Here is a 14,215-nt window from a genome sequence, read left to right on the forward strand (position 1 = left end):
CATGGGCGAGTTCGACACCGTCGACGTCATCCGGGCCAAGCGCGACGGCGGTGAGCTATCCGACGAGCAGATCGCGTGGATGGTGTCGTCGTACACCGGTGGACGAGTAGCCGAGGAACAGATGTCCGCCCTGCTGATGGCGATCTTCCTGCAAGGCATGACAGACCGCGAAATCGAGCGCTGGACCGATGCCATGATCGATTCCGGTGAACGGATGTCGCTGGCCTTCGACAAGCCCACCACGGACAAGCACTCCACCGGAGGGGTCGGCGACAAGATCACGCTTCCGCTGGCCCCGCTGGTCGCGGCCTGCGGCGCGATCGTGCCGCAGCTGTCCGGACGCGGGCTCGGGCACACCGGCGGCACGCTCGACAAACTGGAGTCGATCCCGGGCTGGCAGGCATCGATCAGCTCCGCGGCCTACCGGGCTCAGCTCGAGGACGTCGGTGCGGTCATCTGTGCAGCAGGCGACAATCTCGCACCAGCGGACAAGAAGCTTTACGCGCTGCGAGACGTGACCGGCACCGTCGACTCGATCCCGTTGATCGCCAGCTCGATCATGAGTAAGAAGATCGCGGAGGGCGCCGACGCGCTCACCCTCGACGTCAAGGTCGGCTCGGGCGCGTTTATGACCGACCTCCCGTCGGCGCGGCGGCTAGCCGAGACGATGGTGCGCCTCGGCTCGGCGCACGGCGTACATACCGCAGCCCTGCTCACCGATATGGACAGCCCGCTCGGCCGGAGCGCCGGAAACGCCCTCGAGGTGACCGAGTCGGTCGACGTACTCGCCGGAGGCGGACCGGCAGACGTCGTTGAGTTGACGCTGACATTGGCGCGCCAGATGCTGATCGCCGTTGGTATCGACACCGATCCGGCCGACGTGCTGTCGGGAGGCAAAGCGATGGACACCTGGAAGGCGATGATCCGCGCGCAGGGCGGCGACCCCGACGCGCGGTTGCCGGTCGCGCGGCATACCCGGGAGATCCTCGCTCCTGCGGACGGCGTACTGACCCGCCTCGACGCCTATGCCGTAGGAATCGCGGCCTGGCGGCTCGGCGCCGGTCGGGCCCGCAAGGAGGACCCGGTCAGTGCTACCGCCGGCGTGACGTGGGCCTGCGGCGTCGGCGAATCGGTGCGAGCAGGTACGCCGCTGCTGCGGTTACACGGCGATGACGAGACGAAGTTTGACCGCGCCCTGGAGGCACTTGAGGGGGCATATGAGGTGGGTTCCGCCCCGTCCACGCGCCACGGTCGATCGCGAGTCATTGACACTATCGATGCAGGTCGCGTTGCTTAACAAGGATTTAGTAAGGAAGAATGGCGCGAATGAGCGAACTCGCCTTACAGACGCGCGGCCTAGTCAAGACCTATGGAACCCGCAAACAGTCGTATAACGCTGTCGACGGCCTCGATCTGGAGATTAGGCATGGCGAGATCTTCGGACTGCTCGGGCCCAATGGGGCCGGCAAGAGTACGACGGTTGAGATCCTGGAAGGTTATCGAGACCGGACCGGCGGCCAGGCCTCGGTGCTCGGGGAGGACCCGCAGGAAGCAGGCCTGTCGTGGCGCTCCAAGATCGGGATCGTGCTGCAGTCCACCAACGACCTGAGCGATCTGACGGTGCGCGAGTCGCTCGCCATCTTCGCCGCCTACTATCCCAATCCCCGGCAAATCGACGAGGTGATCGAGTTGATCGGGCTCGCCGACAAGGCCGACTCGCGGGCGTCCGCGCTGTCCGGTGGGCTGCGCCGCCGACTCGATGTCGGGCTCGGCATTATCGGTCGACCTGAGCTGCTTTTCCTCGACGAGCCAACGACCGGCTTCGACCCCGATGCGCGCCGCCAGTTCTGGGCTCTGATCAAGTCGCTCAACGAGCAGGGTACAACGATCCTGCTGACCTCTCACTACCTCGACGAGGTTGAGTATCTCGCACATCGGGTCGGTGTGATTAGCAAGGGACAAATCCTCGAGGTCAATACTCCGGAACTACTCGGTGGTCGGGAGGACGCGAGCGCGATCGTGACCTACCGCGACGGCGCCGGACAGACCGTCAAGATCAGCACCGACGAGCCGACGCGAGTCGTGGCCGACCTTGCCGCGGAGCACGGCGAGCTTTCCGAGCTGACGGTTGCACGTCCGACGCTTGAAGACATCTACCTCCAGATGATTGGCAAGAACAACAGTGAGTAACGCGAACGCCGCCATGTCCTCCGACGCTGAGATCGCCACAGTCACACGTGTCCAGCCAGCGAAGGTCAGCTACGGTCCGGTTGCCGTCGCTCGGGTGCGTGCCGAAATCTACTCGTTCTTCCGGGAGAAGTCGTCCCTGGTATTCACCCTCATCTTTCCGGTCTTCCTGCTGATCATCTTCGGCGCGCTGTTCGGAAATTCGAGTGATGTCGCGCCCGGCGTCGGCTACATCAACTACCTCGTGCCCGGCATGATCGCCGCCGGACTCATGACGACCAGCTTCCAGAACCTCGCCATCACCATTCCGATCGAACGCGACTCGGGCTTGCTCAAACGGCTGCGCGGCACACCGATGCCGAAGTCGGCCTACTTCCTCGGCAAAGTCATCCTCGTCCTGATCCTGTCGCTGATCTCGACGATCCTGATGCTGGTGGTCGCGCTGATCTTCTATGACGTTTCGCTGCCGGCCACGGTCACGAAGTGGCTGGTGTTCCTCGCCGTTCTACTGCTTGGTGTCGCCGCCTGCACCTTGGTCGGCATCGCGTTCTCGTCGATACCGAAAACGGGCCGCGGTGCACCAGCGATGGTGACGCCCATCGCCTTGTTGCTGCAGTTCATCTCCGGCGTGTTCCTGCCATTCACTCAGCTTCCGGACTGGCTGCAGACGATCGGCGCACTGTTCCCGCTGAAGTGGATGGCGCAGGGCCTGCGCTACGTCTTCCTACCGGACGCGGCAAAGGCCGCCGAGGCAGCGCATTCCTTCGAGCTGGATCGGGTGTTTCTCCTTCTGGGCGCTTGGGCCGTCGTGGGTCTCGTGCTGTGTGTGCTGACATTCCGGTGGCGCACCAAGACCGACGGCTAACGCGTACCGTATCGGCATGAGCGACGCCCTCGACGCCGCGCAGATAGTGCGCGCACCCAAAGCCCTGCTGCACGATCACCTCGACGGAGGTTTGCGACCCAGCACGATCATCGAGCTGGCAGACCAGACCGGTTACGACGCGCTACCCACCACCGATGCCGGCCAGTTGGGCGAGTGGTTTGCCGAGTCCGCCAACTCCGGCTCGCTGGTGCGCTACCTCGAGACGTTCGACCACACGGTCGGTGTCATGCAGACACCCGAGGCGATCGAGCGTGTCGCGTTCGAGTGCGGCGAGGACCTGATGAACGACGGGGTCGTGTACGCCGAGGTCAGGTTCGCCCCCGAACAGCACCTGCAGCGTGAAATGACGCTTCCAGAGATCGTCGAAGCGTCACTCACAGGATTTCGGCGCGCCGAAGAAAACGCCGCGGCGCAGGGAAAGTTCCTGCGGATCCGTGGGCTGCTTACGGCGATGCGGCACGCCGCCAACTCCCAGGAGATCGCGGCCCTCGCCGTACGCTACCGGGACCAGGGCGTGGTTGGCTTCGACATCGCAGGCGCCGAGGCTGGCTTCCCGCCGACCCGGCACCTAAGCGCGTTCGAATATCTGCGCCGCGAAAACGCGCACTTCACCATTCACGCGGGGGAGGCCTTCGGGTTGCCTTCGATCTGGGAGGCGCTGCAGTGGTGCGGCGCGGACCGGCTTGGTCACGGAGTGCGAATCATCGACGACATCACTATCGACGCAGATGGTACGCCGCGACTTGGCCGGCTAGCTGAATATGTAAGGGATCGACGCGTTCCACTGGAGTTGTGCCCGTCGTCCAACGTGCAGACCGGTGCCGTCGACTCGATTGCGGTGCATCCGATCGGCCTGCTGCGGAAACTGAAGTTTCGGGTCACTGTCAACACCGATAACCGGCTGATGAGCGGCACGTCCATGAGTAACGAGATGCGGCTGCTGCACGATGCGTTTGGTTACGGATGGGCCGATCTGCAATGGCTCACGGTCAACGCGATGAAGTCGGCGTTCATCAACTTCGACGAACGCCTGGAGATCATCGACCAGGTCATCAAGCCCAGGTACGCCGAGCTGCTCACCATTTGACGGACGCAGAGGTGATGAGTTGACCCAGGTATCGCATGGCCCGGGGATTGCTCATCGGCGTACCACCGGCGGCGACGAGAGCCCGGACGACCGACCGCTCGCGCGCGAGCTTCCCCACGCCGATCCGCACGATGTCTCGTGGCGGCTTGCGGCCGTCGGCAAAGTCGCGGCGCATTCGTCGTACGAATGTCAGTAGCGGGTTGTTACGGAGCACGACGGCCGCGGCGAGCAGCCCCGCGACGCGTATCGGGGCGACGACCTCACTGGTGAAGAGCCCTTCGACGACGAGGAAAGGCGCGCCGTCGAGTGACATCGGCCGGCTTCCCACGGCACGGTTGGCCGCCATCGAGTAGATCGGCACGTCGATCTGCTCCCCGGCGCACAGCCGCAGGATCGCATCGAGCGCGCGGTCACCGTGCCACGCGGCCGGTGACTCCCAGTCGGCGTGCGCGCCATGCCGCGGCAACATCGGGTCCTCGCCGTCGCGGTAGAAGTCATCCAGGCGCAAGATTGGTTGGCCCAGTCGGTCCGCTAACCGCGACTTGCCGCTACCGGATGGCCCGGCAAGCACGATCACGCGGGCGTTCGTCGCCGGCGAAGCGCCGTCAAGACCGGAGCTATTCAACCCAGTCGACTACCGCGGCCGTCTTGGTGAGGGCAGTTTCCCATGCCTTGATCAGGGCATCGTCCTCGTCGATGTCCGCTTCCTCCTCGTCGCGGGCGGCGTTGGTGACCGTGGCGAGGTCGCCGTCGTCTTCCAATAGCGCGCGGACGTCTTCGAGGTGTGCGTAGTCGGCTATATCGACGAGGAAGTCCGCCGCGCGGGCGAATTCGGTCGGGTCAAAGTCGATGTCGCCGCGGATCATCGCGTCGGCACCGGCGAGGTCTATGTCGTCTTCGACGGTGATCGCCAACGGCTGGTCATCGTCGCGTACGCCGCCGACGATCTTGCGCCAAGTCGCCAACGGCATCAGGTCATGGTTGGTCCCGCCGCCACCGCGGGCCTTCGGGTCTTCCACGACGTCGAGCAGCATGTCGGGGGACCGGAAGATCCACGGCTTCTTACGGTGGCCCATGAAGATCGGTTTGTCGTCGAGATAGCAGCGCAACGTGAAAGCCTCACCGCCGTTGAATCGCTCCTCAGGAAACGTGATCTTTACCGGGAGAATGCCGGCCTCTTCCCAGAAGGCGTAGGCAAGTGCCTCGTCCTCGTCGAGTCCTTCGTCATCCTCGTCGTCGTCGAGATCATCCTCGTCGAGGTCGTCGTCCGCGTCGTCATCGTCATCGTCCGTGGCGACTCGGGGTCGCGTGGCGATCGCGACCGGGTCCTCTTCGTCTTCCTCGGCGACCTCGGTTTCGGCCGCGATGAGCGCCTCCGGATCGTCGATCGGCACTACCGCACGATCGATCTCGGCTTGCGCCTTCGCGAGGTCTGCGTCGAGATCAGTTGGGTCGCGCCAATCAAGATAGGCGCCGAGCCGTTCGCAGACGGTCTCCCACTTCGCGGCAAGCGTAAGTCCGATCTTGTCCCACGCCTTGTCACCGGTGCGGCCGAGGAATGCGCCCGAGCCGGCTTGCAGCAGCCCGATCTCCGGTACGTCCTCGATCGGCTCGACGATCTCATCGTCGCAGCATTCGGCCATGCGGGCGACCATGTCGAAGACATCTGCCAGTTCGCGAACCGACCAGCGATCCGCTCCGCCGCCCACCAGCTCGTAGGTGCCATCGAGGTCGTAAGTGTGCTCGTCCGACGGGACCAGTTCGAACGGGTCCAGCTCGAGAGTCTCTTCCCAGTCCGGATGGTCGCTGAGGTCGTTTTCCTCGCCACCGCGTAGGTACTGGGCGAGCTGAGCGGGGGAGTCGAACAGCAGGATCTTGTCGTCGGCGCCGAGAAACGCCTGCCACTCTTCGCCGTCTTCCTCCCATGGGGAGGCCCATAGCGTGTAACCGGTTCGCTCATCGAGATGAACTGCAATCGGAACGATTTCGGCCGCGCTCATGGCACACCCCTTTCAAGACGTTGATGGACGCGCTTACTCTATCGGCTGCCGGATCGGAAGGGGCAGGTCGGTGAGCACGGGTCGGTGATTTTATTCGGTGTTTACCCGATTACGTCCCAATCGGGTGCCAAACGGTCTTGGTCTCGACGAATGCGGCGAGCCTGGCCGTGCCTGGATCGCCCTCGAAATCTGTGTCCCGATCGGATGATCTTGCGGGAAACACGCGCTTCAGGGTCTGAGCGGACCGAATCTGTAGGTCGGTGGCGACGTCTGCATCGACCCCGGTGAGGTCGAGTGCGTTGACGTCAGCGTGATCGGCCATCCACGGTCCGATCTCCGCGGCGTCACCGGTGAGCAGATTGACCACACCCGACGGTACGTCGGAGGTCGCGACCACCTCGGCAAGAGTGATCGCCGGCAACGGCCGGGCATATGAAGAGACAGCGACGACCGAGTTGCCGGTGGCGATGATCGGTGCGATCACGCTGACCAGGCCCAGCAGCGAGGACCCTTGCGGCGCGAACGCTACGACAACGCCGGTCGGTTCGGGTGTCGAGAGGTTGAAGTACGGTCCGGCGACCGGGTTGGCGCCACCGACGACCTGACTGAACTTGTCGGTCCAGCCGGCGTACCAGACCCACCGATCGATCGCGGCGTCGACGATCCGGTTGGCCGCGGGAGCCGTAGCGCCTTCTGCGGTCCGGACATCGTCGACGAACTGCGCCCGCCGGCCTTCGATCATCTCGGCCACCCGGTAGAGGATCTGGCCGCGGTTGTACGCCGTGGCGCCGGCCCACCCGGACTGTGCCTTGCGGGCCGCGACAACCGCGTCCCGTGCGTCCTTGCGAGAGGCCTTAGCGGCGTTGGCCACGAACGTCCCTTTCCCGTCGTACACCTCGTAGGTGCGGCCGGACTCTGAACGCGGGAACTTCCCGTCTACGTATAGCTTGTAGGTCTTCATGACCGATAGCCGTGGCTTAGTAGTCAAGGTATGCCTCCAGGCCGTGACGGCCACCTTCGCGGCCGTAGCCGGATTCCTTGTAGCCACCGAACGGGCTCGCCGGGTCGAACTTGTTGAACGTGTTTGCCCAGACGACCCCGGCGCGCAGATTGTTCGCCGCCCACAGAATTCGCGAACCCTTGTCGGTCCACACGCCGGCCGAGAGTCCGTACGGCGTGTTGTTGGCCTTGTCGATCGCTTCTTGCGGAGTACGGAAGGTGAGCACCGACAAGACGGGACCAAAGATCTCCTCCCGGGCGATCCGATGTGCCTGTGACACGCCGGTGAAGATGGTCGGCGGGAACCAGAATCCCTTGTCGGGTGCGGTAAATGGCGCCGACCAGGCGGCGGCTCCCTCCTGTTCGCCCGCCGCAGTGAGCTCCTGGATCCGGGCAAGCTGCTGCGCGGAGTTGATGGCGCCGACGTCGGTGTTCTTGTCCAGCGGGTCACCCACGCGCAGCGTCATTAGTCGGAGCCGCAACGACTCGATCACCTCGTCGTACACGGACTCCTGCACCAACAGCCGGGACCCGGCGCAGCAGACATGACCCTGGTTGAAGAAGATGCCGTTGACGATTCCCTCGACGCTCTGGTCGATCGGCGCGTCGTCAAAGACGATATTGGCGGCCTTGCCACCCAGTTCGAGGGTCAGCTTTTTGTTGCTTCCGGCGGTACTGCGCGCGATCGCGCGTCCGACCTCGGTCGAACCGGTAAATGCCACCTTGTCGACGCCGGGGTGCTCCACGAGAGCCTTGCCGGTCGCGCCGGCGCCGGTGACGATATTGACCACACCGGGCGGCAGCCCTGCCTGCTGACAAACTTCCGCGAATAGCAACGCCGTGAGCGGGGTCGTCTCGGCCGGCTTGAGTACGACGGTGTTGCCGCACGCCAGCGCAGGGGCGATCTTCCACGACAGCATCAGCAGCGGGAAGTTCCAGGGGATCACCTGCGCGGCGACCCCCAATGGCTGTGGGTCAGGACCGAATCCTGCGTGTGCGAGCTTGTCGGCCCAGCCTGCGTAATAGAAGAAGTAGGCGCTCGCAAGCGGTATATCGACATCGCGGGACTCCTTGATCGGCTTGCCGTTGTCGAGCGACTCGAGGACCGCGAACTCGCGTGCCCGCTCGGCCAACAACCGGGCGATGCGGAAGATGTATTTGCTACGTTCTGCCGGTGGCATCTTTGACCAGACCCGGTCGTAGGCGCGCCGGGCGGCCTTGACCGCGTTGTCGATGTCGGTCTCGTCCGCATCGGCGACTGTCGCGAGTCGCTCCTCGGAGGCCGGGTTGATAGTCGCGAACTGCTTGCCGCTCGTCGACTCGACGAACTCGCCGCCGATGAATAGCTCGTACTTATCTTTGATATCAACGATCGCGCGTGATTCGGGCGCCGGGGCGTAGTCAAATTTGGGCATCGGTATCGCTCCTTGGCCGCTCTAGTCGACGGTGACGTAGTCGGGGCCGCTGTATCGACCGGTGGACATGCGTTGCCGCTGCAGCAGCAGGTCATTGAGCAGACTCGAGGCGCCGAATCGGAACAGCGCCGGGTCGAGCCAGTCTTCGCCGGCGACTTCGTTGACGATCACCAGGTATTTCATCGCGTCTTTCGTGGTGCGGATTCCGCCCGCTGGCTTGACGCCGACATGCCGCCCGGTGGCGGCATACCAGTCGCGCACCGCCTCAAGCATGATCATCGTGACGGGCGGTGTAGCCGCTGGCTGAATTTTGCCGGTCGAGGTCTTGATGAAGTCGGCGCCGGCGATCATCGCCAGCCACGAGACTCGCCGTACATTGTCGTACGTCGCGAGCTCACCGGTCTCGAAGATCACCTTGAGGTGTGCGCTACCGCAGGCGGCCTTGACCTTGACGATCGAGTCGTAGACGTCGAGATAGCGACCGGACAGGTACGCGCCACGGTCGATCACCATGTCGATCTCGGAGGCACCGGCATCGACGGCGTCTTTGACGTCGGCGAGCTTGACCGCCTCGGAGGCGCGACCGGACGGAAACGCCGTGGCGACCGCTGCGACACCGACACCGGAGTCGCCGAGAGCTTCGACGGCGTAGCGGACCATGTCGCCATACACGCATACGGCGGCCGTGTGTGGGGCAGTGAGGTCGGAGGGATCCGGTTGCAGGGCTTTGGCGCACAGCGACCGGACCTTGCCAGGTGTATCGGCGCCTTCGAGCGTGGTCAAGTCGATCATCGAGATCGCGGTGTCGACCGCCCACTTCTTGGCGTCGGTCTTGATCGAGCGACCGCCGAGCGCGGCGGCCCGAGCATCGGCGCCCACTTGGTCGACGCCGGGCAGCCCGTAGAGAAAGGCGCGAAGGCTGGCGTTGTCGCGGACGACGTCGGCGTACGCCGAGGCGGGGTCCGTGGTCGCGGTGGGAGTGCTCATAGCGGGCAAGTCTATGCGATCGGGTGACCCGTAAGCGGCTCTTTCTGTAAGGTCTGTTGCGTGAAGACCATCGTCGTAGATCATCCCCTTGCCGCTGCACGGCTTACCACGATCCGAGACGTGCGCACCGATAATGCGACCTTCCGGGCGGCTTTGCGCGAGCTGTCGCTTCTGCTGATCTACGAAGCAACCCGCCACATCGAGACCGTCGACGTGCAAATCATGACGCCGGTAGCGAAAACCACCGGTACGGCGCTCGCTAACCCGCCACTACTCGTGCCGGTCCTGCGCGCCGGGTTGGGGATGGCGGAGGCGTCGATGGCGTTGCTTCCCGAATCGCAGATGGGGTTTGTGGGTCTGGCGCGCGATGAGGAGACACTGCTGCCTCGCGCCTACATGGAGTCCCTCCCGGAGGACTTGAAGGGTCGTCCGGTCTTCGTGCTTGACCCGATGCTCGCCACTGGCGGATCCCTGGAGCACGCCTGCGGCATGCTGACTAGCCGCGGAGCGGATCAGATTACCGTCCTGTGCGTGCTTGCCGCTCCCGAAGGGCTCAAGAAACTCGAGGAATCAGGGCTTCCGCTGACGATCATCACCGCCTCGATCGACGAGCGGCTCAACGAGTCCGGTTACATCGTGCCGGGCCTGGGCGATGCCGGAGACCGTCAGTTCGGCGCGGTCTAGTGGCCGAGTAACCAGCCGTTCTCTACCGCGACCCGGACGGCCTCGGCACGCGTGCGGGCGCCGGTTTTGCCGATCGCGCTGGATAGATGGTTGCGCACGGTGCCTTCGGAAAGTGACAACTCTCGGGCGATGTCCGCGACCGTCCCACCGTCCTTCGCCGCACGAAGTACGTCCGACTCGCGGTCCGTCAGCGGTGAGTCGCCTTGGGCAAGCGAGTCGGCCGCGAGGCTTGGGTCGACCACTCGCAGGCCGCTGTTGGCTCGTCGTACGGCGTCCGCGAGTTGCCGCGCCGGAGTGTCCTTGACGACGAAACCGTGCGCGCCGGCGGCCATTGCCTTGCGTAGGTAGCCCGGTCGCCCAAACGTCGTGACCATCACTACTTTGCACCGCGGCATCGCTTGCAGGAGCGCTCGTGCTGCCGAGACTCCATCCATACCTGGCATTTCGACGTCGAGTAGTGCGACATCGGGCCGGCTGGCGCGCGCCGCCGCTACGACTTCGTCCCCGCGCGAGACTTCGGCAACGACGGTGAGATCGGGTTCTAGGTCGAGGAGCGCGGCTAACGCGCCGCGGACCAGCGACTGGTCGTCCGCCAGCAAGATCCGGATCTGTGACGTATTCACGACGGAACCTCCACGCTGACATTAAAGCCCTTACCGCCGGGGCCAGAACCAGTAGTGATCGTCGCGCCGACCAATGCCGCGCGTTGGCGTAGGCCGCTGAGCCCGCGCCCGTCTGTCGCGGCGTACGCCGGACCATCTCCGTCGTCGGTGATGCTCAGCCGTCTGTCACACATCGTGATCGTGCAGTGTTTTGCGTGACTGTGGCGGATCACGTTGGTCACCGATTCCCTTATGGTCCAAGCAAACAGCTCACGCCAGCGGCTGGGTATCTCGTCTGCAACGGTGGGCAGCGCCGGGTCGATGCCGGCCGCCTCAAGTGCACTTCGAGCGGACGCGATCTCGCCCGGCAGCGCGATGCCACGTACCCCCAACGCCGTTGCTCGTACATCGGCGAGGGCGTCGCGAGTGAGCCGCTCAAGATCCTGGAGTTCGGCGCGGGTGCGTTCGGTGTCGACGTCGAGCAACCGGCCGGCCAGCTCGGTCTTGACCGCAATCACCGTCAGCGAGTGACCGAGGATGTCATGTAGATCGCGGGCGATTCGGGATCGTTCCTCTTCGAGGGCCAGCTCACCGAGCTCGCGTTCGGCCAGGACGAGCTGCTGGCGGCGCATGAGTGCCATCCTGAACGCCCACGTCGCGGCGGCAGCCAGGATGATCGCCAGGCCGTCGCCATTCTCGGACCAACCTGTCACTAATCGACCGAGGAGTTCGGTCAGTATGAAGAGCGCGGCGACCGCGGTCAGTCCCTGTCGGATCGGGAGCACCGCGACTACTATCGCGGCAACGAAGACGAGCGCCGTGAGCGACTCGTCCCTTGCGCCCGGTGCGAGTGCTGCGACCAAGGCCAGGAGCCCGGCAATGCATAACCATTGGGGAACAACGGTTTTCGGGTTCTCCGGATACGAACTGCGCGTGCCCGCGAACCGCGCGAAGGTCCACAGATACAGACAGATGAACAGCGCAAGCGCCCCCAGGCCAAGGTACTTGCGCCATCCTTCGGCGTGATGAACGAGCTCGAGAGAGGGGCCGCTCAGAAATAGCAGCCAAACCCCGGCAGCGACTACCCTGACGATTGTCGGTGGGGAGCCGCTCCGGGTGATGGAGGCTGCAGACGTCACGTGTATCACGCTAGTAGGTGCCGTCGTACCGGCTACACCCGAGCGGTGTCCTTCCGGAACCGCCATGCGGCGCCGGCTACGAACAGTGCGGTCCACACCAAGACGTTGACAATCGCGATGACCAACGACCCATCGTGGGTCAGTGGATAGCGGGCGATGATGCCGACGCCGTACACAGGGGTGTACTGAGCGATGCTCGCGAAAACTGAACCCATCTGGTCGAGCGGGACGAACAGACCGCCGGCGAACGACAGGACCGCGAGCACCGGTCCGAGGACCTGCATGACATTCTCGCTCGGGAGCAGGTATCCCATGAACAGACCGAATGCGGCGAACACCAAGGACCCCAGCCAGGCGAGGATTGCGCACCCGATCAGGTCGGCTACCGGCAAGTCGGCGCCAAAGCCCATGCCGACTGCGCAAGTGATAACGACCGCCGCGAGGCCCATCGACATTGCGACGACGACCTTGATCGCGATATAGGACACGGGGTTGAGCGGTGTCAGCCGCAGTTGACGGCTCCATCCCACGGCTCGTTCGACGGAGACCATGGCGCCGCCGCTGGTCGCGGCGATCATCGCGCCGTACACGGCCATCGAGATCATGATGTACGCGGTGACGTTGCCGTTGCCCGCTTGCGTGTTTTTATACGTCGAGTCGGTGCCGAACAGCAGGAACATCGCCGGCGGCAAGATGAAGGTGAAGATCATTGTGCGGCGATTGCGGAACATCCGTCGCATCTCTAGGCGAACGAACGTTGTAGAGAATCCGCCGAGTGTCGGGACCTGGCGCTCAATCGTGGTGCTGGTCATGCTGTTGCTCCTACTCGGGAATGCTCGGTGGGGTTCTGAACCTGCGGGGTGGCCTGATCGGCGGTCAGCGCGACGAACGCGTCCTCAAGGTTGTGGGAAGTGATCTCGAGGTCGTGTGCGTCGGTGTTGTTGAGCAGATATCGGGCGGCGTCGTCGACGTCTTTGCCGTGGATGATGAGCGAATCGCCCCGAGCGTCGATCGAGTCGACCCCTGGCAGCGCGGCGATCGTTGGCTGGTCGGCGTCGCTCACCGTTGCGCGGAGGGTACGTCCGGAAGCGAGACTCTTGATCTCGGCCGCTGTACCGTCGGCGACGATGGAGCCGCGGCGTACGAACACGATCCGATCGGCGTACGCATCGGCCTCCTCGAGGTAGTGGGTAGCGAAAATGACCGTGCGTCCGCGTTTGGCGTCCTCACGGATGGCCGTCCAAAACTCGCGGCGCCCTTCCACATCCATGCCAGTGGTCGGCTCATCCAGAATCAGCAAGTCTGGATCGGGTAGAAGCGCTAAGGCGAAACGCAGTCGCTGCTGTTCACCACCGGAACACTTGCCCACGCGACGATCGGCGATGTCGGTGATTCCCGCGCGTTCGAGTACCTCGCTGACCGGGCGTGACGGGGTGAACAGCGAGGCGGTTAACTGCACGGTTTCGGCGACCGTGTAGTCCTTCAGCAACCCGCCAGTCTGCATGACCGCAGACACGGCCCCGAGCGATACCGCCTTGCGTGGCGCCATTCCGTAGACGCTGACGTTGCCGGTCGTCGGTGTGGAGAGCCCAAGGATCATGTCGACCGTGCTGGTCTTGCCGGCGCCATTAGGGCCGAGCAAGGCGACGACCTCGCCGCGGTTGATGCGTAGCGAGAGTCCGTCCACCGCGGTCACGGATCCGAACGTCTTGGTCACCGCGTCGAGTACGACGCTTGATTCATCGGTAATTGGCATACCTCGACACTGCTGCACCACCGGCCGATGCGCCTACACCGAAGGTCACCTTCTACCCATGACATCTGTCAGGACCGCGCCACGGACGTCCGCACGGTCCGTGAGTTCGTGTCCGGTTCGTCGTCGCCGACAAACGGCTGGCGGATAGGCGAAGCCGCGTGAAAAATGATCACCGGAAAGTGTCGGTGCGTCGGTCTAGCGTCGAGGCCAGAAGACCCATCCACCGCGGTGTCGAGAACCGGTGCCGCGGCAATCCGAACAGGAGCCACCCATGCCTACTGGACTCGACGCGAATGCCCAACCAGGCGAGCAACTCGACCCGAATGACCGGCTGCGTGATGCCGTCGATGCGGCCACCGGCCACACCGAACCCGACCCTGACCACGACCACGGGGACGAGGGTGACCAGGATGAGCGGAGGGCGCTACCGACGTTCCTGACCCCTATCGAGGACCCTGAAGCGACCTACGACT

15 protein-coding genes are annotated in these 14,215 nt (G+C 64.2%); 6 read left to right on the forward strand and 9 right to left on the reverse strand.

The window, feature by feature from the left end; all coding sequences use genetic code 11:
* Nucleotide 1 precedes the first annotated feature (1 nt).
* Genes CLV47_RS19370 through CLV47_RS19385 form a run of 4 tightly spaced genes read left to right on the forward strand, consistent with a single transcriptional unit; the run spans nt 2 to nt 4,160 of the window.
* Nucleotides 2–1,297 (forward strand): thymidine phosphorylase, encoded by a 1,296-nt coding sequence (locus tag CLV47_RS19370; protein WP_106350770.1) that lies wholly within the window; start codon nt 2–4, stop codon nt 1,295–1,297.
* 29 nt (nt 1,298–1,326) lie between these two features.
* Nucleotides 1,327–2,190 (forward strand): ABC transporter ATP-binding protein, encoded by an 864-nt coding sequence (locus CLV47_RS19375; RefSeq protein ID WP_106350771.1) that lies wholly within the window; start codon nt 1,327–1,329, stop codon nt 2,188–2,190.
* Entirely contained in the window at nt 2,183–3,052 is an 870-nt protein-coding gene (locus CLV47_RS19380; RefSeq protein WP_202862702.1) for an ABC transporter permease, read from the forward strand. Before CLV47_RS19375 ends, CLV47_RS19380 begins: the two co-directional genes overlap by 8 nt.
* A 16-nt stretch (nt 3,053–3,068) precedes the next feature.
* Nucleotides 3,069–4,160, forward strand: coding sequence for an adenosine deaminase (locus CLV47_RS19385; protein ID WP_106350773.1), 1,092 nt, complete (start codon nt 3,069–3,071; stop codon nt 4,158–4,160).
* Here the strand turns inward: CLV47_RS19385 and CLV47_RS19390 are convergent.
* The 5 genes from CLV47_RS19390 to deoC form a co-directional block, all read right to left on the reverse strand.
* The gene (locus CLV47_RS19390) at nt 4,150–4,785 is read right to left on the reverse strand and encodes a uridine kinase family protein (RefSeq protein ID WP_106350774.1); all 636 of its coding nucleotides are present in this window, start codon (nt 4,783–4,785) and stop codon (nt 4,150–4,152) included. The genes CLV47_RS19385 and CLV47_RS19390 overlap by 11 nt on opposite strands.
* Nucleotides 4,778–6,160, reverse strand: coding sequence for a hypothetical protein (locus CLV47_RS19395; protein ID WP_106350775.1), 1,383 nt, complete (start codon nt 6,158–6,160; stop codon nt 4,778–4,780). Before CLV47_RS19395 ends, CLV47_RS19390 begins: the two co-directional genes overlap by 8 nt.
* 109 nt (nt 6,161–6,269) lie before the next feature.
* On the reverse strand, nt 6,270–7,148 hold the full coding sequence (locus CLV47_RS19400) for an aldehyde dehydrogenase family protein (RefSeq protein ID WP_238145526.1): 879 nt from the start codon (nt 7,146–7,148) through the stop codon (nt 6,270–6,272).
* Nucleotides 7,138–8,574, reverse strand: coding sequence for an aldehyde dehydrogenase family protein (locus tag CLV47_RS19405; protein ID WP_106350777.1), 1,437 nt, complete (start codon nt 8,572–8,574; stop codon nt 7,138–7,140). The genes CLV47_RS19400 and CLV47_RS19405 overlap by 11 nt, the downstream gene beginning before the upstream one ends.
* Before the next feature lie 21 nt (nt 8,575–8,595).
* Nucleotides 8,596–9,561, reverse strand: coding sequence for a deoxyribose-phosphate aldolase (gene deoC, locus CLV47_RS19410; protein WP_106350778.1), 966 nt, complete (start codon nt 9,559–9,561; stop codon nt 8,596–8,598).
* Nucleotides 9,562–9,621: 60 nt separating this feature from the next.
* Here deoC and upp point away from each other — a divergent pair, with 60 nt between their 5' ends.
* Complete coding sequence (gene upp, locus CLV47_RS19415; RefSeq protein WP_106350779.1) at nt 9,622–10,245, forward strand: uracil phosphoribosyltransferase; 624 nt, start codon at nt 9,622–9,624, stop codon at nt 10,243–10,245.
* On the opposite strand, the gene CLV47_RS19420 is transcribed toward upp, so the two are convergent.
* The 4 genes from CLV47_RS19420 to CLV47_RS19435 are packed head-to-tail and all read right to left on the reverse strand — an operon-like array spanning nt 10,242 to nt 13,742.
* A complete protein-coding gene (locus CLV47_RS19420) occupies nt 10,242–10,868 on the reverse strand; it encodes a response regulator transcription factor (RefSeq protein WP_177557573.1) in 627 nt (208 codons plus the stop codon). The two genes, upp and CLV47_RS19420, sit on opposite strands and share 4 nt — an antisense overlap.
* Complete coding sequence (locus CLV47_RS19425) at nt 10,865–11,986, reverse strand: sensor histidine kinase (protein WP_202862703.1); 1,122 nt, start codon at nt 11,984–11,986, stop codon at nt 10,865–10,867. The genes CLV47_RS19420 and CLV47_RS19425 overlap by 4 nt, the downstream gene beginning before the upstream one ends.
* Before the next feature lie 32 nt (nt 11,987–12,018).
* On the reverse strand, nt 12,019–12,798 hold the full coding sequence (locus CLV47_RS19430; protein ID WP_106350781.1) for an ABC transporter permease: 780 nt from the start codon (nt 12,796–12,798) through the stop codon (nt 12,019–12,021).
* Nucleotides 12,795–13,742, reverse strand: a complete 948-nt coding sequence (locus CLV47_RS19435) for an ABC transporter ATP-binding protein (RefSeq protein ID WP_106350782.1) — start codon at nt 13,740–13,742, stop codon at nt 12,795–12,797. The genes CLV47_RS19430 and CLV47_RS19435 overlap by 4 nt, the downstream gene beginning before the upstream one ends.
* A 271-nt stretch (nt 13,743–14,013) precedes the next feature.
* On the opposite strand from CLV47_RS19435, the gene CLV47_RS21880 reads away from it, so the two are divergent.
* On the forward strand, nt 14,014–14,215 hold a 202-nt coding region (locus tag CLV47_RS21880), incomplete at its 3' end, for a hypothetical protein (RefSeq protein ID WP_146135453.1).

The organism is Antricoccus suffuscus (genome assembly GCF_003003235.1).
GTDB classification, from domain to species: Bacteria; Actinomycetota; Actinomycetes; order Mycobacteriales; family Antricoccaceae; genus Antricoccus; species Antricoccus suffuscus.

Bases quoted from the DNA above. Each gene is read 5' to 3' on its own strand.
- CLV47_RS19370 (WP_106350770.1), top strand. From the start codon at position 2: ATGGGCGAGTTCGACACCGTCGACGTCATCCGGGCCAAGCGCGACGGC.
- CLV47_RS19375 (WP_106350771.1), top strand. From the start codon at position 1,327: ATGAGCGAACTCGCCTTACAGACGCGCGGCCTAGTCAAGACCTATGGA.
- CLV47_RS19385 (WP_106350773.1), top strand. From the start codon at position 3,069: ATGAGCGACGCCCTCGACGCCGCGCAGATAGTGCGCGCACCCAAAGCC.
- CLV47_RS19395 (WP_106350775.1), bottom strand. From the start codon at position 6,160: ATGAGCGCGGCCGAAATCGTTCCGATTGCAGTTCATCTCGATGAGCGA.
- CLV47_RS19405 (WP_106350777.1), bottom strand. From the start codon at position 8,574: ATGCCCAAATTTGACTACGCCCCGGCGCCCGAATCACGCGCGATCGTT.
- deoC (WP_106350778.1), bottom strand. From the start codon at position 9,561: ATGAGCACTCCCACCGCGACCACGGACCCCGCCTCGGCGTACGCCGAC.
- CLV47_RS19430 (WP_106350781.1), bottom strand. From the start codon at position 12,798: ATGACCAGCACCACGATTGAGCGCCAGGTCCCGACACTCGGCGGATTC.
- CLV47_RS19435 (WP_106350782.1), bottom strand. From the start codon at position 13,742: ATGCCAATTACCGATGAATCAAGCGTCGTACTCGACGCGGTGACCAAG.